20 protein-coding genes are annotated in these 22,238 nt (G+C 64.6%); 9 read left to right on the forward strand and 11 right to left on the reverse strand.

The genetic code is table 11. The features are described 5' to 3' along the window. Positions 1 to 195 precede the first annotated feature (195 nt). Positions 196 to 453, forward strand: a complete 258-nt coding sequence (locus VT84_RS04315) for a hypothetical protein (protein ID WP_157469182.1) — start codon at positions 196 to 198, stop codon at positions 451 to 453. Between the two features lie 243 nt (positions 454 to 696). Here VT84_RS04315 and VT84_RS04320 read toward each other — a convergent pair whose 3' ends face one another. From VT84_RS04320 to VT84_RS04335, 4 genes are all read right to left on the reverse strand, one after another. Then, the gene (locus VT84_RS04320) at positions 697 to 1,620 is read right to left on the reverse strand and encodes a BON domain-containing protein (protein WP_082838643.1); all 924 of its coding nucleotides are present in this window, start codon (positions 1,618 to 1,620) and stop codon (positions 697 to 699) included. Between the two features lie 402 nt (positions 1,621 to 2,022). After that, complete coding sequence (locus VT84_RS04325) at positions 2,023 to 3,747, reverse strand: ATP-binding protein (RefSeq protein ID WP_052553110.1); 1,725 nt, start codon at positions 3,745 to 3,747, stop codon at positions 2,023 to 2,025. 121 nt (positions 3,748 to 3,868) lie between these two features. Next, complete coding sequence (locus tag VT84_RS04330; RefSeq protein WP_052553109.1) at positions 3,869 to 4,378, reverse strand: FG-GAP repeat domain-containing protein; 510 nt, start codon at positions 4,376 to 4,378, stop codon at positions 3,869 to 3,871. Positions 4,379 to 4,570: 192 nt separating this feature from the next. Next, the gene (locus VT84_RS04335) at positions 4,571 to 4,900 is read right to left on the reverse strand and encodes an FG-GAP repeat domain-containing protein (RefSeq protein WP_082838645.1); all 330 of its coding nucleotides are present in this window, start codon (positions 4,898 to 4,900) and stop codon (positions 4,571 to 4,573) included. 281 nt (positions 4,901 to 5,181) lie between these two features. Here VT84_RS04335 and VT84_RS04340 point away from each other — a divergent pair, with 281 nt between their 5' ends. The 4 genes from VT84_RS04340 (at position 5,182) to VT84_RS04355 (ending at position 7,698) form a co-directional block, all read left to right on the forward strand. Then, positions 5,182 to 5,577, forward strand: coding sequence for a hypothetical protein (locus tag VT84_RS04340; RefSeq protein ID WP_082838646.1), 396 nt, complete (start codon positions 5,182 to 5,184; stop codon positions 5,575 to 5,577). Between the two features lie 167 nt (positions 5,578 to 5,744). Then, positions 5,745 to 6,134, forward strand: coding sequence for a hypothetical protein (locus tag VT84_RS04345; protein ID WP_052553103.1), 390 nt, complete (start codon positions 5,745 to 5,747; stop codon positions 6,132 to 6,134). Between the two features lie 350 nt (positions 6,135 to 6,484). Next, positions 6,485 to 6,964: a hypothetical protein gene (locus VT84_RS04350; RefSeq protein WP_082838647.1), complete on the forward strand. Its 480-nt coding sequence runs from the start codon at positions 6,485 to 6,487 to the stop codon at positions 6,962 to 6,964. A 113-nt stretch (positions 6,965 to 7,077) separates the two neighbouring features. Further along, positions 7,078 to 7,698, forward strand: a complete 621-nt coding sequence (locus VT84_RS04355; protein WP_082838648.1) for a metallophosphatase domain-containing protein — start codon at positions 7,078 to 7,080, stop codon at positions 7,696 to 7,698. A 141-nt stretch (positions 7,699 to 7,839) separates the two neighbouring features. On the opposite strand, the gene VT84_RS04360 is transcribed toward VT84_RS04355, so the two are convergent. The 3 genes from VT84_RS04360 to VT84_RS04370 form a co-directional block, all read right to left on the reverse strand. Beyond that, positions 7,840 to 8,220, reverse strand: a complete 381-nt coding sequence (locus VT84_RS04360) for an RNA recognition motif domain-containing protein (protein ID WP_082838649.1) — start codon at positions 8,218 to 8,220, stop codon at positions 7,840 to 7,842. A 136-nt stretch (positions 8,221 to 8,356) separates the two neighbouring features. Next, positions 8,357 to 8,611, reverse strand: a complete 255-nt coding sequence (locus tag VT84_RS04365; RefSeq protein ID WP_052553099.1) for a hypothetical protein — start codon at positions 8,609 to 8,611, stop codon at positions 8,357 to 8,359. 27 nt (positions 8,612 to 8,638) lie between these two features. Beyond that, positions 8,639 to 9,751, reverse strand: a complete 1,113-nt coding sequence (locus VT84_RS04370) for a fatty acid desaturase family protein (protein ID WP_082838650.1) — start codon at positions 9,749 to 9,751, stop codon at positions 8,639 to 8,641. 585 nt (positions 9,752 to 10,336) lie between these two features. Here VT84_RS04370 and VT84_RS04375 point away from each other — a divergent pair. Further along, positions 10,337 to 10,597 (forward strand): hypothetical protein, encoded by a 261-nt coding sequence (locus tag VT84_RS04375; protein WP_052553096.1) that lies wholly within the window; start codon positions 10,337 to 10,339, stop codon positions 10,595 to 10,597. A gap of 144 nt (positions 10,598 to 10,741) precedes the next feature. Here the strand turns inward: VT84_RS04375 and VT84_RS04380 are convergent, their stop codons facing one another. Then, on the reverse strand, positions 10,742 to 11,023 hold the full coding sequence (locus tag VT84_RS04380) for an HNH endonuclease (RefSeq protein ID WP_052553094.1): 282 nt from the start codon (positions 11,021 to 11,023) through the stop codon (positions 10,742 to 10,744). Between the two features lie 127 nt (positions 11,024 to 11,150). Here VT84_RS04380 and VT84_RS04385 point away from each other — a divergent pair, with 127 nt between their 5' ends. Next, a complete protein-coding gene (locus VT84_RS04385) occupies positions 11,151 to 12,182 on the forward strand; it encodes a TolB family protein (RefSeq protein WP_082838652.1) in 1,032 nt (343 codons plus the stop codon). A gap of 512 nt (positions 12,183 to 12,694) precedes the next feature. Next, positions 12,695 to 13,018 (forward strand): PilZ domain-containing protein, encoded by a 324-nt coding sequence (locus VT84_RS04390; RefSeq protein WP_082838653.1) that lies wholly within the window; start codon positions 12,695 to 12,697, stop codon positions 13,016 to 13,018. Between the two features lie 121 nt (positions 13,019 to 13,139). Here VT84_RS04390 and VT84_RS04395 read toward each other — a convergent pair whose 3' ends face one another. Together VT84_RS04395 and VT84_RS04400 are read right to left on the reverse strand one after the other, a co-directional pair. Beyond that, entirely contained in the window at positions 13,140 to 13,682 is a 543-nt protein-coding gene (locus VT84_RS04395) for a hypothetical protein (protein WP_082838654.1), read from the reverse strand. A 120-nt stretch (positions 13,683 to 13,802) separates the two neighbouring features. Further along, complete coding sequence (locus VT84_RS04400; RefSeq protein WP_082838655.1) at positions 13,803 to 15,497, reverse strand: TolC family protein; 1,695 nt, start codon at positions 15,495 to 15,497, stop codon at positions 13,803 to 13,805. A gap of 174 nt (positions 15,498 to 15,671) precedes the next feature. On the opposite strand from VT84_RS04400, the gene VT84_RS04405 reads away from it, so the two are divergent. Beyond that, positions 15,672 to 18,425 (forward strand): mechanosensitive ion channel domain-containing protein, encoded by a 2,754-nt coding sequence (locus VT84_RS04405; RefSeq protein ID WP_052553083.1) that lies wholly within the window; start codon positions 15,672 to 15,674, stop codon positions 18,423 to 18,425. 17 nt (positions 18,426 to 18,442) lie between these two features. Here the strand turns inward: VT84_RS04405 and VT84_RS04410 are convergent, their stop codons facing one another. Next, on the reverse strand, positions 18,443 to 22,018 hold the full coding sequence (locus tag VT84_RS04410) for a tubulin-like doman-containing protein (protein ID WP_082838656.1): 3,576 nt from the start codon (positions 22,016 to 22,018) through the stop codon (positions 18,443 to 18,445). Between the last annotated feature and the right edge of the window lie 220 nt (positions 22,019 to 22,238).

Below are 22,238 nucleotides of genomic sequence, written 5' to 3' on the forward strand. Positions count from 1 at the left end.
TAAGTATACTTGCGTCCAAAGAAGGCGTGTGGTATTTTTCGTGTACAGATGTGATTGGCGCCCAAAACTGAGCGAGAGGACCGAGGTGGTTACCACCATTATTCTGGGCGGGCGCTTCTCGTCAATTCAACACTTTTAGGAAACAGTGGAGGCCGCGGAGGAGTGATGGGGCGTAGCTACCTTCAAGATCCATTCATGCGTGAAGTCGCCGCGGCCTTTGCAGCTACGCAGGCCCGGATCGCCCGGCGGTTCGCCGAGGTTCCAGTGGAAGAGTCTGCTGCTGTCGTCGACGATGAACTACGAGGGTTGTACCACGGGCTGTTCGTGATCTTCGATGGCGGAACGGCGCTGGCGGATAAGGGGTTAGTGCAAATCCGGAGTGACGACGGGACCGCATTCGACCGCTTTTTGCACGAGATCTGTTTCAGCTATTGGCCGAAAGCAGACGCATGAAGTACGTGGGAATTGCAGGCCCGAGACGTGCGGATTACTGTAGCAAATGCACAGACACGTTGTCTGGTGATTCTTTACAACAATTTGCGGGAAAGCTAGTTGCGGCGATTGGCTAACAATCGGGTTCCGGAAGATGTTAGCAAATGTTAGCCGGAGTCGGCACGGACGCCTCTGAAACCGGCCCCATTCTTACGGTGGCCGAGACTCGGTTTCAGAGGGTCGATTGTGACCGACGAGATTCCATCACTTCACCAGCTTCGGGTCCACCGCGACGCGGACGACGCCCGATACCTTGCGGGCTTCCGCCACGAAGTCCACCACGTCGGTGATTTGCGCCGCGGACCCGCTCACGAACAACCCGCCGTCGGGCTTCAGTTCGGCCGTCAGCTTCGCGAAACGGGCGTCCGTCGCGCGAATCGCCGCGACCGCAGTGAGGACGTCCGACGGCTTCGCGCCCGCGGAACCGGTCAGCGCGCCCGGAGCCGTCGAGGGGGCGCTCGGCGTCGGTGTTGGTGTTGGTGTTGGCGGCACCTTAGCGACAGTGTGCGGAGCCACAGGCGCTCCGAGCAGGCCGACGACCGGCGGACCGAGCGAGGTCGGGTGCTGGGCGACGACCGTCTTCTGCACCGACGCGACGAGGTCGGTCGGTTGGGGCGGCGGCACCGGCGGGATGTACCCTTCCGGGGCCGCGGGCGGGATCGAAACGCCGGGCAGGGGCGTGCTGCTAATGGTCGGTTTCGTGCCGGGCTTCATCCGGTCGGCCACGGCCCGCATGAGCGGGTCCGGGTCGGCTTCGATGAAGCACGTGTTCTTCACCGACTCGATGCCGGGGATCGCACGCACAACGGCTTCCGCACGCTTCTTCACCGATTCGCTGGTGACCGGGCCGCCGATCACGGCCCCGCGGTCCACCACACTCACGAAAACGTGAGCATCCTTCAGCACCGGGTCCGCATCAAATGCAGCAAGGGCGGCACGCGCGAGTGCGACGTCCGAGATAGAAACCGGCTTCGCCGCCGGAGCGACAAGTGGTACCGGTGAGGAAACCGGCGCACCCGGGGGAAGTGGGTCTATTGCGAACAGTGTTCCGACGCCGACCGTGCCCGCCACGCAGGTAAACCCGGCGAGCGTGCGAAGCGTTGTCGATGACAGTAGGTGCGCGAACATGGTGAAACCTCACCGGCGGGCAAGGTGCGTAACGATTGTTACGACTCGCAGCGCCGCGGGGGCGTGCTTCTATTCTTTGTCACGGTCAGTTGTGATGAAATTGCGCGTGTGTCATTTTTACAAAATCGATGTGGCGAATCGTTCCGCAGGGACCGTGTAGCGAACAGTGTCCGGTCAGCGAAAGAGGTCTGGCTGGGTAAGATGTGCGGTCGCGTGCTCCCGATTCCCCAGCCCGCGGAACCCGTCGTTGCGGGCACCCGTATTGGCGTATCACCCACGAAATCGCAGGGGAATCGCCCGTTCGGGTGAGTGTGGATTCGTGCCTGTGATGGTGGGGTAATTGGGGGTGAGTAAGGTGCCGGTATCGCCCGGCGCCTGTGAGGGCGTGTTCGCCCCGGTGCGCTATTCTTCGAGGGGCGGAAGGACGGGGAACAACCCGGTAGCGGCGTTCGCGTCGCCGGTGAACGCGGACTTCATTGGCAGGCGGATGGTGAACTTGCTCCCCTTATCGATGACGCTCTGAACGAGGATGTCGCCGCCGTGTTCGCGGACGATCTTGCGGCTCACTGGCAGGCCCAAACCCGTTCCGCGGCTGCCCTTCGTGCTCACGAACGGGCGGAAGATGTCTTCGAGCTTGTCCGTCGGGATACCGGGGCCGTTGTCCATCACGATGATTTTGGCCCAGGTACCGTCCGGTTCGAGGATCGCTTGTACCGAGAGCTTGGCGCTCGGGTGGTCTTCGAGGGCATCAATGGCGTTGCTCACGAGGTTCAGTGCGGCGCGGTGGATGCCCTCTGTGTCGCACGGGACGACGGAAACACCGACCCCCGGGCGCCACTCGATCGCGACGCCGCGGTCCGTCGCGCGCCCGCGGATGATTTCCAGCACGTCCTCGCAGAGCTTGTTGAGGTCCGTCGGCTCGACTGCCGGTTCGCGCTCCTTCGAGTAGCTCAGCATGTCGAGGATGAGTTCGTCGATGCGGCTCTGGTTCCGCTCGACCAGCTTCCAGCCCTTACCGAGCAGGTCGGTATCGGATTCCTTGATCGCGGTGCGGACCATATCGGCCCCGAACCGGACGCCCTGCATGATGTTCTTGATGTGGTGCGAGAGCGCCGCGATCGTTTGACCCACGGCCGCGAGGCGCTCCGCGTTGACGAGCGCCTCGTGGTACCGGCTCTCTTCAACTGCGATCGCGGCTTGGTGCGCGATCGCGCTGGCGAGGTGCAGGTGGTCCTCGGTGAATTTGCCCGTTTCGAGTCCTCGGGTCACGAACTGTTTGAGTGTAGATTGGGTATCGAGGAACAGCACCCCAACTACTTCGCGCCGCCCCTTCATGGGGACGCAGATAGCCTCGCGGATGTTGTGCCGGTGGAGGCTCTCGACCCCGCTGAACCGGTCGTCGTTGTGGACGTCCGACACGAGAACGCCCTGCTTCTCCTTGATGACGTGATCGACGATCGTGTGGCTGACGGCGAGTTCTTCCTGCCGGTTCGTGCCCTCGCGGTACCGCACGGCCTTGGGGATGAGGCGCCCGCTCTCGTCGCGCACCATGAAACACCCGTGGTCCGCGTCCACGGACTTGAACACGAGGTTCATGACGGCGTCGAGGAGCTGATCAACGTCGAGGATGTGGCTGACGACCTCGGCGGTTTCGTAAAGGGCCGCGAGGCTCGCGAGGCGGGTGCGGACCCAGTCGGTCGCGACGGACGGGCGCGCGAGGATCTGGCTGCCCGCGTCGGCCGCAACGGTGCGCACGATAGCCGAGTTGAGATCCTGGTCCGGTTGCGCCCGGAGTCGCACGCGCTCGGTGAGTTCGTTACCGAGCGCGGGCATCTCGTTGCGCCCGACGGTGAACATCAGCACCGACTGACCGATGGTGATCGCGTCGCCGCTCCGCAGCGGGGCGACCTGGACGGGCTGTCCGTTCAGGAGCGTGCCGTTCCCGCTCCCGAGGTCGACGAGTTCGTACCCGTGCGCGCCCGCCCGCACTTCGAGGTGCCGGCGCGAGACCTGTGTGTCGTGGAGCGATACGGCGTTCGCCGAGTGCCGGCCGATCGTAACGGTGGCCCCGGTCAGCTCGAACTGCTTCCCTTCATCAACACCGCGAATGACGATCAGCCGGGGCACGCGCTCCTCCGCGCTTCGATTCTGAGCGACAGGGGATACCGTACCCCGGGAACGGAGATGAGGCAACCACCGTTAGGGCGCTGCGTGCGGATCGAGCAAGACGCGGTTCTTGCCGATGAGCTTACTTCCGCTGAAACAGCACGAGTTGGCTCTTGTTCGTCCACCCCTTTTCCGGCTTCGGCTTCGGCTGCCAATCCTTGCTGACGCTCAGGACCAGATCCTGATGCCCGGCCCGGCCCCGGTCCGCCACCGTGAACCCCTCGTACCCCCACCCGTCGGACTGCGCCGGGGCCGTGAGTAACCGGACGGGCTTCTCGAACCGCGGTTGCCCCTCACGGGACGTGTTCCGGCACCAGTAGAGGTCATAGAGCCACCGTTTATCTGCGCTCAGGTACCCGCCGGCGAATAGCACGTCGAACACCCCGTCGCCGTCCCAATCGGCGAACTGGAAGTCGTAGGGCTTCCGGTCGGCCACCTCCGGCAGATCGAACGGCCTCACGGTCACCTCGGACTTCCCCTTAAGTGGGCCGACACCCACCAGGAGCTTCCAGCTCTGTGAGTCGGCGAGCACCAGGTCGGTGCGGCCGTCGCGGTCCCAGTCGAGCAGGTGTGGCTGGGAGTGACCGCGCATGACCCAGGCCCGCTGCTGGGGCGTCATGTCGGACCGGACGAACGTGATCTCTTGGCGGGCAGCGAAAGTGCCGTCCGCTTTCCGCAGGAACAGGTGAACCGTCCAGGGATCACAGCAGTTGGACCCGGAGACCAGGTCCGCTCGGCCGTCGCCGTCGAAGTCCCCAAACTGGGGAGTGAACAGTCCGCAGCTTCACCCGGCCGGGATGCGGCCCGACGGCACGGCTTCGTCGAACCACGTCGGCTTGGCGTACTCGGGCTCCGCGTTGGTCCCTCGGTTCCGGTAGACGAGCAATCGGTCCCAAGCGCCGACTAGCAGATCGATCTTCCCGTCGCCGTCGAAGTCCGCGTAATGGGGTTTGAGTCGAGCTGCGAACTCCGAACCGTCCAGGATCACTTTGGGCGGACCGAACTCAGTCAGCCGTTCGGCGGGCCGTGGATCGGCATGAGACTGACGAGGCGCTCCGACGGCCACCAGCACCAACCCGATGGCACCCAGCGCTACACGCGAGCGGATTCGCATTTCGAGACCCTCCGAGGGGCGATGGACCCCACCCAGGGGCCGCCGGGCCGTTCTGCATCCCGGAATCACTACGTCCCCCGGCTCGCTGTGGTTGATCGCATGTTACATTGCGCTGGCCGAGGTGCGGAAGGCGGCCGAGGTGCAGAAGATGTGCGCAGGTGATGCGCTGCCTCGGTGGGCGGCCCGGGCTCGTTACGGGCCGGCGTTCGCGCTTGCACCGGGCGCCGGATCGGTCATGCTGGGAGCGGGCAATCGATCGAGGACTCCAGCGGAGTTAGCACATGGGGCTTACTATCGCGACCACTCTCCTGGTTCTGCTCGCGAAAGAGTCGCAGCCCGCACCCACCAAAACTTACGTGACCGGCTTCGTTGCGGCGTTGCAGGAGCGCATCGAGGACGACGAACACTTTCGGTATCAGGCCCTCTGTGTAACCTGGTGGTGGCGCACATCTGACCCGGGCTATCTCAGGAATTACATTTCGGCGCGCGAGTTCCAAGAGTGGCGACGAGGTCTGCGCGAGGAAAAGGCCAAGATTCGGAAACTGCACGTCGAATCACTCGTACTCCAGGAGCTGGCGGAACGGGCCAAACGGAAAGCGGAAGAAGCGGAACGAGAGGTGGAGCGCGTCAAACGCGAAGTTTTGGAGGAGCAGCGTCAGCAAAAGAAAACGCCGTGACTGAAGCTTACGACCGCCCCGACGTGTTCGATCACTGCCGTGGTCCCGGGCCACACGTGCCGGGTACTGGGGCGTCGACTTGGTGTTGGGGAAGGAGTAGTGGGAAAAACACAACGATGGTATTTTGGATCACTGTCCGGTGGCCCGCTTCTCCTGGAGGACTGCCTGTGTTCCGAATCGCCACGGCAACCGCACTACTCCTGACCGGCGCCAGTTTCTCAACGGCAGCAGACGATGTGGCACCGGTGCTAAAGTCCGGAACCTGGTACGTCGACGTGCGGGCAGTCGTGATGGGGACTCGCTACGAATACACCTTCCGCAAGGATGGAACGTTCAAGGTCGAGATCACTAACGACGTGGCGAACCCACCGGCTACCGGGACGTGGAAGATCGAGGCCAAGGACGGTAAACAGGTACTCGTACTCGACACGAAGGGCAAGCAAGGCCACGCTCTGCCAAGCGAGTCGGAGGTGAGTTTCGACCGAGCGAAGAACGTATTAGTCAGCCGCGACAAGGGCGGAGCGGAAGTGGTGTTGAAGTTCCGCAAGGGTCGCTGACCACAGAGCCTGCGTTGCGGCTAAGCTGACTCCAATTTTCGCTCACGCCCGCACTTCGATTAGGGCGCTGCTGATTGCCGGTATCGCGCTGTTCACCTCGATGTGTTGATCGCGAAGTACGAAGTCGGGCGGTGGTTGGCGTGAGTGCGCGACCGGATCTCGCAGATCAGCCTGCGCGCGCTGGCCAAGGTGAAGGCGGCTATTGAAGAGCGGGACGGGGCTCTTTCAGCGCGATGATCGAAAATTTCGAGGCTATTAAAGGGCTGAAACCGAGCCTGCTCACTGTCGTCATGTGTGCGTGCCCCGGCCTGTTCACCGCGAGGTGCCCGTGCTGGGGACGGAGGTGATCAATGACCGAAGCGGAACAGGCGACTGATAAAGACAAGTTGCACGCTGGGACCGCTCTCACGACTTTAGTTTTCTACGCGAAACACGTGGTATGGTTTGTGGTCGCATTCGGCGCGGCTTACACAGCCACGTTCTTAGCGTTCTGGTTTGGGTCCGGTGTGGCCGCAGAAGTTAGGGAACAGTTGCCTTCACCACTACCCGCATTGCAGATCCCCAAGCTACCCCAAATCATTCGGGCTTTGGTACTTCTCATCGGCCCAGGTATTTTCGCCGGGATTGTGGCTGTGGCCTGCCCCCGGTGGTGGAAGAGCCTCATTGCCGGTCCCGGGTTCGGCGTGCTCGGGGGAACCCTCTTTTATCTCTCGCCCGCCGAACGGCTGGAGGCTTCCGTCATCATTCCAGTTGCATGGACTATAGCTGGGCTGATCGGTAGCGCCATCGTAATCGTCAGGCGAGCTTTCACTGTGCGCGCCGCGTACTGATCGCGAAGTGCGAGGCGACCCACTGGGCTCGCCGAGTTCCGCGACCGGTGCAGGGCTTCAGCCTCGCGAGCGAATTGATAATCTGTGTACGGTAAAGGTCGAGGGGCTCCACCGTGCGCATCGTTTGCATTTCCGATACTCACGGTTGGCACGACCGCGCGGACGTGCCCGAAGGGGATGTCCTCGTTCACGCGGGCGACATCACCCGACACGGTTCGCTCAAGGACGTCGAGGACTTCGACCGCTGGCTCGGGACGCTCCCACACAAGCACAAGATCGTCATTTGTGGCAACCACGACTGGTGCTTCCAGGAAACACCGATGGAAGCCCGTGTCCGCCTCACGAACGCGACCTACCTCGAAGATTCCGGCTGCGAAATTGAGGGGCTGAAGTTCTACGGCAGCCCGTGGACGCCGTGCTTCTCCGACTGGGCGTTCATGCTCCCCCGTGGTTCGGAACTGGCGGCGAAGTGGGCACAGATCCCGAACGGATTGGACGTACTCATCACGCACGGTCCGTCAGAAGGCATCCTCGACCGCAATCGAACTGGTGAGTGTTGTGGTTGTCGTGACTTGCTCTATCGCGTGCTGGAAGTGAAGCCGCGCCTGCACGTGTTCGGCCACATCCACGAAGCGGCGGGCCGAGCAGACATCGCGGGGACCATTTTCCTGAACGCCAGCACCCAGATGGGGAAGGGGCGGGGCGTGGTGATCGAACTCGGGAACGGAGCCTGACGGTCAGGCGACTAACACGCTGCCTGCACCATTCGTGGCGTCGGCCGCGACAGCAACGCACCGTATGTCTTTAAAATCGGCCGGGGCAAATCCCCCCGGCCTGCGACGTTGGGAGTCACTCCCAGTAGCTCGCTCTAACGGTTAGTACCGGCGGCCACCGCCACCACCGTACCCGCCGCCACCACCGCTGCGGCCACCGCCACCACCGTACCCGCCGCCACCACCGCTGCGGCCACCGCCACCACCGTACCCGCCGCCACCGCCACCACCGCTGCGACCTTCACGTGGCTTGGCTTCGTTAACGGTCAGGGACCGGCCGTCGAGCTGCGTCCCGTTGAGGGCCGCAATAGCTTGGTCCGCGCCGCTGCTCATTTCCACGAACGCGAACCCGCGCGGGCGCCCCGTCTCCCGGTCCATGATGAGCTGCACTTTGGTCACCGTGCCGTACTGAGAGAAAACCTCTCGGAGTTGATCCTCGGTCGTCGAGAAGGACATGTTGCCGACGTACAGATTAGTTGCCACGGTCGTAAATCCCCAGGCCCGGTTGGGCCGAAAATTGAACACAGGTGAGGTTGTCTCACCTGCTACCATCGTACCCGCGCCACACCGGCAAGCGACATTTATTCCGCACCAATGTACGGATTAAGTGCGCCCGCCGCTACTTTTTGGGAGAATTGCTTTTCTGCTCGTCGCGCCAGTACCGCGGGTTGCGGTTCGGGGGCGTCGGAATGATCTGGTCGAGTGCCTTGAGTAACTCCGGGGAGAACGTGAGCGTACCGGTGGCCCGGTCGTAGGTGGCCGAGAGGGAGTAATCCTGCGGGTGGACGAGTACGTCGGAGTAATCGTCTCGCCACACCCAACCGCGGTCCAACATGGACTGGACCTGCTCTTTGGCGGTAAGTCGCTCGGCCATGTGGAACCTCTGGTGAGTGAACGGGGTTCAAATCTGTCGAAGTTGTCCGAGCTCGCGCAGCCAGCGGAAGTGGGAGGTGATGCCCCCCCAGAGCGTGCGGTGGGCCGTGTACCGGACCCCGAACTCGTGGCACGTGGCTTCGACGATCCGCGCCAGCGCCGGGTAATGGATGTGGCACACGCGCGGGAACAGGTGGTGTACCACTTGGAAGTTCAGCCCGCCCAGGAGCCAGCACAGCACCCGGCTCTCGCGGGCGAAATCCACGGTCGTCTGGACCTGGTGGACCGCCCACGTGTCCCCCATCCGGCGCCCGCCCTCGATCGGTTGCGGGAACTCGGCCTCCCCGACACAGTGGGCCAACTGGAACACGACCGTGAGCACCACACCCACCACCGCCGTCACCACCGCGTAGAACACCAGCACCACCCACCACGAGTGTACCAGCATCGGGATCACCAACAGGAGCCCGATCGATACCGCCTTGCCCGTCAGGAACACGACCAAGTCCCAGCCCGTGGGCCGCGGCACGCGGTGCGCCCCGATGGTGCCGGCGATCACGTCCCGGAAGTCGCCGTACAGGTGCCACGCGGAGGCGGTCACCCCGTACAGGGGCCACAGGTACAGGTGCTGCCACCGGTGGAACCAGAGGCGCGGCTGCTGGGGCGCGAGGCGCGCGACGCGCCCCACGTCGATGTCGGTGTCCTGCCCCGCCACGTTCGGGTACGTGTGGTGGTAGACAACGTGCTTCCACTTCCACATGTACGAACTGGCCCCGATCAGATCGAGCGTGAGGGCCGCGAGCCGGTTCACCCAGGCGAACTGCGAGTAGGCGTGGTGGCCGCCGTCGTGCTGGATGCTGAACCCGACCGCGGAAATGGCCAGCGCGAGGGAGATCGAGAGCGGGGCCGCGAGCCACACGGTCGGTGCGGCGAACACGAGCAGCGCGTAAGACGTGGCGAGCCACGCGAGGATCACCGCGGTCTTCAGGTACATGCGCCAGCAGTCGCGCTCGCTGCACCCGGTCTCCGCGAAGTACGCATCGGCCCGGCGCTTCAGTTCGTTGAGGAACCCGGCCTCGTCCTTCGGGAATTTTGGGGGGGGGGCCTGGGCGCCGACCAAAAATTCAGATCGTAGCGACATGAGGAAGTGGTCTCCGTGAACCGGCCGGGTACGGCGCGGCACACGAGTGAAACGGCTGCGCGAACGGGCACCGGCTTTGGAGTTACGAGTCGAGCCGGCCGCTCCCGGGCCGTAATCGGCCCAAAGAGTTAATCTTACGTCGCACTGGGGAAAAGACGAACCGAATCCCGGGTTGTATGGGCACGCGCGCCACGTCTCGCGAATAAATACGAAGAGCGCGCACCCCCATCGCGCGCGGTACGGGTAGTATCAGCGCAGCGGTCATTTGGCCGCTCCCGAACCCGAACCGAGGTACGTGCGATGGCGAAAGGCAACAACTCCCAGGGGCGAGAGAAGAAGAAGCCGAAGGCCGCGAAGGGGGCGCCCGTGAAGACCGCACCTCCACCAAAGAAAAAATGATCCCGTAAAGGCGGTGCCCGGGGAGCCGAAGTGGTACGGAACCCGGCACGAACTGGGTCCGTGATTTCTGCATCCCCGCGGACACCGCACCGCCGCGGTAAGGCGGCGCTATTTCGGAATAGTCGAACGGGGCACTGTCAACTCTGCTATGATCGACCCGCCGCGGCACTCAAACAGGGAGACATAGTGAGCGATGAACTAACCATCGATTTCTTGGAGTGGCTGACCGAGAGTGGGCGGGTGCGGCTGCGGTATCAATCCCAAGAGGGCCGCTCGGACGAGCTGTGGCTGGGTGCAAAGCAGGTGACCCCTTCCGACCTCGCTCGGGTCGCGCGGCACTGGTCGGGTGGGGGCAATTTGTCTCCGGAAACGGCCGGAGTGTTGGTGGGGCTAGCGCTGGAGAAAGTATCAACGTCCTTGGGACGCGAGTGGCACTCAGCCAGCTAAAAGACGTGCAGCGAACGGGGGCTCCGGCCCCCGTTTGAGTTTTCCCATAGCGCAGAACTCCCCGCACACGACCCTATGGTGAAGAACGGTACCTGGTGGCGCCTGGCCTACGAGCGCTACTAACCACCTCAAGATCCGAGCGCCTTACAACTTGTCGCGGCGCTCCTTGTTTCGCTTTCGGCGCGTGATCGGCTGTTTGCGCACCCATTTGATGAACGCGACTAGCTCGGGCGCTTTTCGCAGCGCTTCGATCGTCGGGTACACGGCCGCGAGCGTCGCGTTGGTGTAGGTCGCGTGGACCATCCCGTGGCACTGCGAGCAGATCATCGCGACGTCGTCACTCGTGCCGCCCTTGGATTTCGGCAGGCAGTGGTGCTGCGTGAGAGCGGGTTTGGGGAACCCGCGCCCGCACAGGCCGCAGGGCATTGGCTTCGGCTCGTTCATACCACGTGCCCGCTCGCGGTGAGGCGACAGAACGCCGGTGTACTTCCCACTTCCAGGAATGATACACTGAAGCACGATTGGTTCGCGCTTACCCGAAAGGACACGCCGCATGAACGTGTTGTTGCTCTCCCTCGCGCTCGCTCCGGCGGCTCAGCCGGACGACTGGAAGACCGCCGAAACCGCGCACCTGAAGAACATCAAGCAGCTCACGACCGACTTCGTGCGGGCCGGTGAGGGCTACTTCGCGCCGGACGGCACCAAGATCATCTTCCAGGCCGAGGAGAAGGACACCGGGAATCCGTTCTACCAGATCTTCATCATGGACCTGAAGACGGGCAAAGCCACTCGCATCAGCCCCGGAATCGGGCGCACCACCTGCGGGTACTTCCACCCGAGCGGCAAGAAGGTTCTCTTCGCGTCGAGCCACGGCGACCCGGACGCGAAGAAGCACCAGGAGGCCGAGTACAAGCAGCGCGAAGAGGACAAGAAGAAGGGCGTGCGCCGGCGGTACTCGTGGGACTTCGACCCGCACATGAAGATCTACGAGGCCAACCTCGACGGGACGGGGCTCAAGTGCCTCACCCCGGACGCGAAGGTGTACACCGCCGAGGGCAGCTACTCCGCGGACGGCAAGCGGATCGTGTACAGCGCGGGCAACGCGGGAAATGTGCAATTGTTCACAATGGGCACCGACGGCACGAACGCGAAGCGCGTCACCGACGCGCCCAACTGCTACAACGGCGGCCCGTTCTTCAGCCCGGACGGGAAGAAGATCGTGTTCCGCGCCGACCGCAAGGAAAAGGACCGGCTCCAGCTCTACGTCATCAACAGTGACGGTACAGGTGAGAAGGCGCTCACGGCCGATGACAAGTGGGTGTTCTGGGCGCCGTACTGGTACAAGGACAACAAGCACATCATCTACACCGGCGCGGACCACTCGAACCCGCTGGCCCCGCCCAACTACGACCTGCACTGGATGGACACCGAGTCGGGCAAGAAGGCGCGGATCACCTTCGCGCCCGGCCAGGACGTGCTCCCGGTGTTCAGCCCGGACTACACGAAGGTGATGTGGACCTCGTCCCGCGAGGGCGGGAAGGCGGCCCAAATCTACATCGCCGACTTCACCCCGCCGAAGGAGTGACCGGTGTTGTGACCCTTCGCAAATGAGTAAATTCCGTTGCTTGCGGAACGGAGCGTTTGCGGTTAGAACCGCAGTTAACGTGTCGTAGCCTGCGTTTAGCTCGTGGGCTTCCCACAGGACGATGTTGCGTCGTCCGAGCGCCTGCTCTTCCACTCGTCTCGGGGAACGCTGTTCCAGCACCGCTTTCGACCGCGGTGACCTCATCAGTGAGGCGGTCGGGAGCAACCCCGCGGATCGTGGTTCCGCCTCACTGATGAGGTCACCGCGGTCGGCGGTGCCGTGAGCGTTCCGCGAACCAGGTTCAGAAGTAAACGCAGTGATTCGACACGCACGAACCGGGGAAGCGCTGGCGCTTCCCCGGTGTCATTTTGCTTTGTCGGTGCGATCGGTATTCGCGCGGGTGCGGCCGCAAGGTAACGCCGGGCCGCACGCATTTGTTGCGAACCGGTGCTAGAATGAGGTCGCGTTAGAGCAGGTTGGCTCGCCCGGTGGAACGGAGAACAGGGGCGAAGATGGCAGACGCAAAAGACCGGCGCGCGGCCGAACGAATGGCCGTGAACGCCGGAACGGGGTGCGGGTTCGTCGGTCCGGTCGCGGAGAACTTCGGGCCGGCCAAAGTCCGGGACGTCTCGCTGGACGGCATCGGGCTCGTTTTGACGCGCCGCGTGGAGATCGGAACGCTCCTGGCGCTCACGCTCACAAACGCCACGCAGAAAATGTCCAAGACGGTCCTGGTTCGGGTCGCACACGTCACCGCGTCGCACGGCGGGTTCCTGGTCGGGGGAACGTTCGCGGAACCGCTCACCTACCAGGAATTGACGTCCTTCGTGATGTAAATCGCTATTTGAAAGCGCGTTTCACCGCAGAGGGCACAGAGGGCGCGGAGAAAAGCGAAGGCCGAAATGCTTTGCTTTTCTCCGCGCCCTCTGTGCCCTCTGCGGTGAAATCCTTTGTACCTCAGCTAATCAGCCCACCAGTTGGCGGGGACGGGCTCAGTTCTTCCCACTCCTCGCGCACCTTTCGCAGACCGATCGCGCACACCTCGAACTGGTCGCTCAGTCGGCGGAACAGGCCGGCTTCCGCGTCGTGGTGCTGTTCTTCTTCCAGTCGGCTCGTGAGCATGTACCCGCGCTTGCCCTGGGCCGTGTAGTTGACGAAGGCGTCCTTACACATCCGCGACCGGATGCGCTCGACCGCTTCGGGGTAGATGCCGGTCCAGAACAGGGCGAAGTCGCCGATGTGCCGGTAGTAATCGCGCTGCGTCTTCCCGCCGGTCGGCAGGCGCTCGGCTTCGACCACCATTTCGCTCAGTTCCGTGAGCGGTTGCCCGGTGGCGCCGCGCAAGCGGTACACGTCGTCGTTATGAATGAAGCGCGTGAGCAGCACGGAGAGGTAATCGGTGAGGGGCGGGTCGGCCACGCCGAGATGGGAGAAGAAGGCGTGTTCGGCAAGCCCCGCGAACATCCGCCGCAGCGGGTGCTCAGGGGGTGGGGTCCACATGGTCGCTCGGTCCTCCGTTCGTTCGTCGCTGGAAGTCGGGGTAGATCCCTACTCCAAACATGACGCACGACTCATAGAAAATCAACCGCAATGTGGCAAGGTTGAAAATTGAATTATTATTCAATTACCCGATTCGGGCACGACGACCGGCGGGCGCACCGGCGTCGAAGGGAGCGGCGGTTCCTCAATCACGGTCGGTAAGCGGTTCGCACCGGGCACGGGAACCGACGTCCATTCCTGCACGGGCAACGGTTGGGCGGTGTTCGGTGCTGGTGGAACCACAGACGCCGGGGGCGGTACCGGTGTGAGAGCCGCCGCGATCGGTGCCGCGGGCATTTCCCCTGCCACTTGGGGAACGCTGGCAAGTGGCGCCGGTTGCGCGGACGGCTTCATTTCTGGCGTGGGGCTGAGCGGCATCGCGGCGAGTGGCGCTTGCGGAACGGGGTTGGCGAGGCACTGGTTCGGGTGCCCGAGCACGCAGTAAAGCCGGAACTGCGCCCGGTTGTACTCGGCAACCGCCGCGAAGAACTCGGTATTGGCTTGCGAAAAGGCCTGAAGCGCGCTGGCTATTTCCTGCGGGCTCGCGTTCTTCTGCGCACGTTCGAGCGCAGCTTTTAGTGCCGGCTCCGCAGCGTTCAGTCGTTGTGCCGCGGCGCGCACTTGCGCAAACGCCGTGGCTACTTCGGTCGCGATGCGGTCTTGTGCGCGGAACAGATCGATTGTCGCGCCTTCCAGTTCGTCGCGCCCCTCGTTCGTTTGGGGCTTGTCACTGAAAGCGACCGTTACGAACTCGCGGAGTTGCTGCGGGGCGATGTCGAACCGTTCGCCGGAGGTTTCCGGATCGCGCGCACTGGTGGGCACGCTCCGCACGGCGAGGCTCGGCACGAGTGGGCGGAGTGATTCTTGTTTCAGGCGCGCGAGTGTCGCACGCACAAGAGCCCGGTTCCCGGCCAATTCCGGGCGCGTTGTGAGCGCAACGGGAACGAGTTCGTCGAGGTTGATGACCGGATCAATAACCGCGATCGGCAGGAACGCGGGTTCGGCCGGCTCGAGGCGGGTCGCGGGCGGGAGCCCCAGCGCGCGAGCGAGTTCGCTGTTGGCCGTGCGCTCGCGTTCGCGTGCGGTGGTGACGGCTTGCTTTCGCCGACCGAGTTCCGCTCGCGCGTCGGTTGCATCGGTCGCGCTCTTGACAAACTCTTCCGCACGCGACTCAGCGGCAATCGCGCCCGCCAAATCGCCGCGTGCCTGCTGCAGCGCGAAATACGCATCCGCCGTTGCAATCGCGGGATCGTTTACAGGTGAAGTCGCGCGCTGTTCTTGGCGTGCGGCGAGTGGGCTGTAGATCGCGTCCGAGAACGCGAACAGCGCATTGGACCCGGTTCCGACCGTGAGGGCGTTTCGGTTCGCTTTCCCAGTGGTTGGCAGTGATCCGGAATTTGCGGGGTAGTCCGCTCCCAGTGAGACGTTCGCGAGCCACAGGACGCGCGCCCGATCGTAGATCGCAGCGGCCGACGTGACTTGCTGTGCGGCAATTTGCACATCGAGCGGGCGCGCGTTTGAGAGCTTCAGCGCGGTCGCGAGGTTGATGGGCAACGGCGCAGGTTCGGTTGTTTGCGCGGAGTTGGTAGCGGGTTGCTTCCCGCTCGCGAGTGAAGCGGGCGGAACGGGCGTGGAACTGCGCGGAGCGGGGCGCGTGGGCTGTTGGGCGCGTACCGTTTCCCGCGGCCCGTCGGAGGCGGCGTCCGTTGCGCACCCGGTCGCGGTCCCCAAACCCGCAACGGCCCACGCGAACAGTGCGCGGCGGAATCGCTCCATCCTGAACGTCCCCCGTCTCGACTCGTCCGAACAATGTTTCGGGCCGGCATACCCCCGTCGGTGCCCGGGTGCAACCGCAACCTCCGGGGCACTTCCAGTGTTCGATTGAATGGATAAACTCACGGTGCCGCGGGCGTTACACGGCCCGCGCCCGGTTCGCATTTGTGAGACACCATGCTCCACATCCGGATTCTCTCCGCCGGGGTCGCGTTCCTCAGCGCGCTCTGCCTGGCACTTCCCGGTAACGGTCGGTCCGACGAAAAGGCCCCCCCTCCCAAATCCGTCCTCGTTGATCGCGAACAGGTGCGCAAGGAGCTGGAGGCAAAGCTCACGGGGCGGGCGCCGGCCGAAGTGGTCGCGTTCGTGGAGCAGTTGGCCCGGGAATGGGTCGTGCGGAAGGGGGCCTATGAACTGGCTCACCGGCGCTTCACATCGCAGGCGGCGGAAGTGAGCAAGGACCGACAGCGGGTTGATGATCTCAAAGCGCCGGCGCCGGTTCCGCTGGTGTTGCGATCGGCTGATGTGGAAGCCGCGCTCAAGGCCGAACAAGCCGTGGTGGACCACCATGCGAGCCGCGTGAAGCATCTCGAAGCATGGAATGGCGCGGCGGCCGCGCTCGCCGTTGCTGGGGCCGATTTCGACCGTGCCGCGCGTGCCGCGGACGATCACCTGTTCGCGATGCGCACGGCGTCCGCGTTTGCCGCGAAGGTCGGGGCCGGCAAACTGCCCGATGCTGTTGAAGCGAAGCAACTCGATGATGCGGCTGCACGAATCAAGGCGCTCGGTTCCGAGGTTCGAGCCGCGCTTGAGAAAGCGACGAGTGATTCGGCCGGTGTCGAGAAACAACTCGTTGACGCGCGGGCCGCATCCGACGCGGCCGCGGCGAAACTCGAAGCACTGAAGGGCGCCCAGGCGGATACGCTCGCGGCGTTCCGGTTCGAGGAACAGGCGCGTTCGATGGCACCTGCCCAACTCGTGGACGAGTTCGCCAAGACGCGCAAATCGCTTGCGGAAAAGACGGGTGCCATCAGCGGGGACGCGGGCGATTACAAGAAGGCGGTTGCGAGCGCGAGTGACGCGCGACATTCTCTCAATGCGGTCAAAGAGCCGCCCCCGCCGACTCGTGCGGAAGTGCCCACCTCGTTGGAGCAAACGACGCGGGCGCTGGCCGGCGTTGAGGCTTATCTCACGGCCCGGGTGCGGAACTCGGCCGAGCGCGAGGAAAAGGCCAACGCTCTGATTTCCGCGCTCGACGAATTGGAGCGACGAGCGGTCGCGTACTCGACGACGCTCGATGACGCCCGGCGTCTCGCGGCTCAGGTCACGGCGTTCGCGACCGAGACCGAGCGCCGCGTGGGAAACGGGGATCTCGACGCGGCTCAAGTGCCGGCCGGATTTGGAGACACGAATCGTGCGCAACCCGACGGTGAATTGCGGGCTGTTACGCTCACCATCCAGCAACTTCGCCAGGAACGCGAGCAACTCCGCAAACCTGATCCGGACGCCGAAAACATCAAGGCGCTGACGGGGCACCTCCTCGCGCGAGTGGACGAGCGGCTCAACTTGCTCGCCGATTTGAGGGCACTCGCGCACAGCTACGCCGTCCCGTACAAGGACCGACCCGAAGCCGAGCAGAAGCGCCTCGACCAGCGCGTTACCGAGCGCGTGAACGGGGAGGCCGCCGAGTGGGACTGGCTCCTCGCGTTCGACCGATCGAAGGCGAGTGCGAGCGCCGCGGAGCTTCTTTCGGCTGACTACCGGGAACTCATCGATTTCGACGACCAGGCCGACACGCTGAAGCGACAAAAAGAGGCGCTGGAGAACTTGGTGGACCTCGGCCGGCGCGAAGCGGCCGACATCGCGAAGTTGCGGACCGTGTTGGAGAAATACGAAGCAACTTCCGAAAGCACGCGGACGTGGGACGAGTGGCTTCGCTTACGGACCGCTTCGGGCGGGTTGAAGGCGGAAGAAACCACCTACCGCGATGAAGTATCCCGATTGAACGCGGTCTCGCTTGCGACCGCCCGGCGCGTCGAAGCGCTCACCGGTAACAGCGCCACGGACGCGAACAAGGTCACCGAGCAGACCAAGCTCCCGGCTGGTGGTGGCGAGATCGGCAAGGCGCGAGCGGAACTGCGTGCGGCACGGATTCGCGGGCTGCGCGAAACGGGGATTCGGATCGGGATCGTTCTTCTGTGCGCGTTCATTCTCCCGCGAGTAATGATCTTTGTTCTGGGGCGCGCGATTCGAGGCGGTACGAACGAGGCCGGTAGCCCGTCACCCGTGCTCGCCGCGCTTCGCAGAGTGTTGAAGGTCGGGGCGTGGGCCGTTGCGCTCGTACTCGTTCTGAACATTCTCGGCTACGATGTGACCGCGCTCGTGATGGCTCTGGCGATCGGTGTGCTGGCGCTCGCGCTCGCCGCACGGCCGATGATCGCGGACGTGCTCGGGTCGGTCGCCATTTTCGCCGAGCGCCGGTTCAAGGTGGGCGACGTTGTGCGACTGGGAACGGGCGAACCGGCTCGCGTCGTCGGGCTGACGTGGCGCTCAACCGCACTGAAAAATGCGACCGGGCTGATGCTCAGCGTGCCCAATCGCAAAGTGACCGAGTTGACAGTGGAGAACCTCTCCCGGGGTGGCGAAACTTACGACGCAATCGCGGTGACGGTCAGCACGGATAAGGACGCGGGGAAGGTCGTGACCGTGCTCCGCGGCGCGGTGGGGCAGTGCAAGAACGTCTCGGCCGACAACGGCGTGGCCGTGGTGCGGTACAGCCAGAAGGGGAACGTCAAGGTCGTGGAGTACCGGTTCTGGTGGTTCTTGAAGGACTACGAGGCGCGGACAAAAACCCGTGACGAGGTGTTCGCCCGCATCGCGCTCGGCCTCTCGCAAGAGGACATGGCGGGGATTGAAGTCACCCTGGGGTGAACCAGGGCTTCTCGGAACTACTTTGAGTCCACGTCGAACCAGGCGGTGATGTCGAGGCGCGTGTGCGGCGAGCACTGGTTCGCGTCGGGGATCGCATCGTAGGCCGCGGCCGCGGCCGGGCCGAGGTGCGGGAGCGCGGCCAGCGGGACCGAGGTCCACTCGCGGTAGATCGTGAGGTCGTCGCAACTGTCCGTGATCGGCAGCGCGGCGATCGGGATCGCGCGCCGCGCCAGTTCCCGCAGTGCTTCGCCCGATGTCCCCCCGGGGCACGAGAGCACGGACACTTCCGACGCGGCCCAGGGGCCGTTCCCGGCCCACGCCGGCTCCGCTTCCTGGTACGCCTGTTCGATGGCCCGTTCTGCCTGCTGCGGTGTGCGGAACCGTTCCGCGAACATACTCGCCAACCCGACCTCGCCGAGCCGCTGGTCCAGGTGCGCGCGGGTTTCTTCAAACACGACCGCGATCACGTCTTCGACCCCGGACGACGAGTTCAGGCACACCTGGAACAGCCCGCCGGTCTCCGGTTCGAGGACCGATTGTACGCGCCGGTCGATGTCGGTCAGGTCCGCGTCGGAAAGCACTTTGAGGAACCGGTTGACCGCGTCGCCGATGGTTGGGCACCCCGGCGGCATGAGCCGGCGGAGCGACGCGGGCGGTTCGGGCGGCGCATCGGGCACGCTCGCGCTGGCGGTCGCCATGCGCTGCCGCGCCACCGCGACGTCGGCGATCTGCATCGAGAGCACGTCGCGCACGATCTGGTACGCGGTGACCATTTGCCGGAACGTGATCGCCTGGAACCGGGCACGCGGGTACTGGCGCAGCGCGTCGGTCAGTTCCGCGGTCGACGGCTTCCACATGCCCTTCTGGTAGTGCGCGTACCGCGAGAGGCACTCGAACCCTGCGACGGCCTTGGAATCGAGTTCGACCGCCAGGTGCGTGTACCGGTCGATGAGCCGGTCCGTGGTGGCGAGGAACTGGCGGAACAGCTCCTCGGTCCCGGCGAGCCGGAACTCGGCGTCGTCCACGAGCACGGGTGCGAGCGTGCGGAGGTCCAGCGCGAACGCGGAGCCGGCGTCCGCCGCGGCCCGGGCGACTTCCTCTTCCAGTGCCGTCTGCGGGCGCTTCACGGACGACGCCGGTGGCCCGAGCAACCGGTTCAGGTCGTTGAGGGCCACGTGAATTTGGGTCGGTTCGGGGAGCCGGTTGAGCCACCCGCGCGGCACGAGCGGTTCGGTGACCGACTCCACCAGCGTGTCGACGCGCCGGCCCGCGCTCTGGTCCGCGGCGCGCTGGAGGCGCTCGATGATTGTTTCGGGATCGAGTCCCAGTTGGGTCCACCGGCTCTCGGCGATCCCGGGCATCACTTCGCGCACGCGCTTTAGATCGGGTGCGGCCCAGCGCCGGAGAATCTCGCGCCCCACGGACGCCGCGGTCCGGCTCACCACTTCGGCGCGGGGCCAGTCGAACGTCGCCACGCCGAACGCGGAAACTGTAACCGGTCCCGGGTGTTCGGTGACTTCCTCGGCCGCGCGTGTTTCGTCCGTGCAGCGCCCGATCGGGGAGAACAGGTCGAGCCGGATGCGCTCGGCCGCGTCGCCGTATGGCTTGAGTGCGGCGGCCGCGGCGCCCGGGTCCGGGGTCCGCTGAGAGCCAAGCGCGCCGAGTGCGACGATGCGCGAGCCGGGTTTCTGAACGCCCCCGGACCCGAACCGTGCGCGCGAACCGGGGTTCGGGGTGCCCGGCGGCGGGGTGATTCCCACACCGGATTGCGGTACGACTCCGGACGCTGAACCGGGCAGCAAGTAGCACCGGGTGAACGGCGCGTCCTGTTCTTTGACGTAGCCGCTTCGCTCGTCAAAGTGCGCGGTGAACTGCGTGTCGGACCGGCTGTAGTGGTTCAGTTCGGTGAGCGCGGCGAAGGTGTTGCCCAGCGCTTGGGGCGGGGTGAGCGTCGCGTCCGCGGGCGGCAGGACGAACAGCCCGATGATCTCCGGGCGCTCGTACCCCATGCGCTTGAGCCGGTTGCGCACGGCGAACGCGAGGTCGAGGAACATGCCGCCGCTGGTGCCGCCGGCCAAGCTGCCCGTGATGTACACGCGGGGGCGGTTCGTGCGGCGCTTCAAGCCGGTGCGGGCTTCGGTAAGCAGCAGCGCGTCGGGCGCCACAGCCGCGTCGAGATCGGCCTGCACCTTCGTCATCAGTGCGCGGTAGTGGTCGAGGAACGCGAGCCGCCCGAGCGACCGGATTCCCAGAGTTTGGGGCGCGCGCGGGATCTTGTAGAGCAACTGCGCGTCGAACCAGCCTTCGGTGAGGCTGCGCCCGTTGAACCGCGGCTTCAGGTAGTGCCCGGCGCGGTTCAGCTTGGCCGCGAACACTTCGTCGGCGTCGAGCTTCGCGAGTCGGTCGGCGGGGCGCTCGCGATTCGCTTCATCGATGGCTTCGGAATCGGTGTCGATGTACAGCGTGCGGAGCGCCGGCGTTAAACCGGAACGCCCGTAGCGTTCGTTGAGATCGAAGCGCAACCGCTGAATGACGCGCAGCCCCGCGTTGCCGAGCCCGAGCACGAGCGCCGGTTGGAGCGGGCCGTCGCCGGACAGTTCCGGGGGCGCGGGGGTGAACACCGGGCCGTAAGTTTCGCCGCGCTGGGGCGTGTCGTCGGTCAATGACAATGACGAGAACACGGACCCGGGCGCGGGTGGAACGCTAATCAGGTTGGGCGTTTCGGATTCGGACGTGTTGAACCGCCCGGGCGCGGAGATGCCGCTCAGGGGCGGGGCGCCGGCCAACGCGCGCACGAACGCGGAGACGCTCGGCCACCGGTCCTCCGGCTTCTTGGCCAGTGCGCGTGCGAGCGCGGGCCGGTCCGCGGGCGGGCTGGGGTCCAGGTACGGCGGCAGGCTCAGGTGCTGCATGAGCAGTTGACTCATGCTGCTGCCGTCGAACGGGCGCGCCCCGGTGAGCAGTTCCTGGTACACGCATGCCAGGCTGTACTGGTCGCAGTAGCGGGTAATCACGCCGTCGAACGTTTCGGGGGCCGCGTACACCGGCGTGATGCCGCCGGTGACCTGGGCCATCAGCCCTTGCAGATCCTTGACCTGCCCGAAGTCGGCCACCTTCACGTGGTTGTAGAGCAGGAACAGGTTCTGCGGCTTGATGTCCAGGTGCTGGAGCTGGAACTGGTCGTTGAACAGGTCCAGCACCTCCGCGATCTCGGCCATGTACTGGAGCAGCTCGTCGCGCGGGATGCCGACGAGTCCCGCCTCGCGGCACGCGCGGAACCGGTCCCAGAGGTTGCAGTCGGCCAGCTCCATGACGATCATGAGCCGGCCGTCGATGATGTCGAAGCGGTCGAGCGCGAGGAGGTACGGGTGTCGGACCTGCTTCACGCGCTTGAGCGATTTGAGTTCCTGCTCGGCGTAGCGCACGAGGTCACTGTCTTTGGACCGCAGGTCGCCGTGGATGATCTTGACGGCCTTGAAGATCCCGCCGGGAGCCTCGCAGCGCCAAACTTCTCCGAACCCGCCCGCGCCGAGGCGATCGAGGAGCTTGTAACCGGGGATCGGCTCGACCTGGGCTTCGGGACGGACGAACATTCGGGCGGCCCCGGAACGGAGGGGAGCTTGGGTGCGGACGTACTTAGTGGAACCGTAGCACAGTATTTCCGGCCGAGTCTGAAGAACCCGCGGGATGGGAAGAGCTGAAATTTCGTGCGGGATCGAAACCGAGTGGCTTAAAGATGGGCGATAGTTAGTTCGATTCCCTAACTATGTTGACTCCCGGTTACTTGCGAACGAGATGGTGTCGCCCGCCTGG

The sequence above is a fragment of the Gemmata sp. SH-PL17 genome, assembly GCF_001610855.1.
Classification (GTDB): Bacteria; Planctomycetota; Planctomycetia; order Gemmatales; family Gemmataceae; genus Gemmata; species Gemmata massiliana.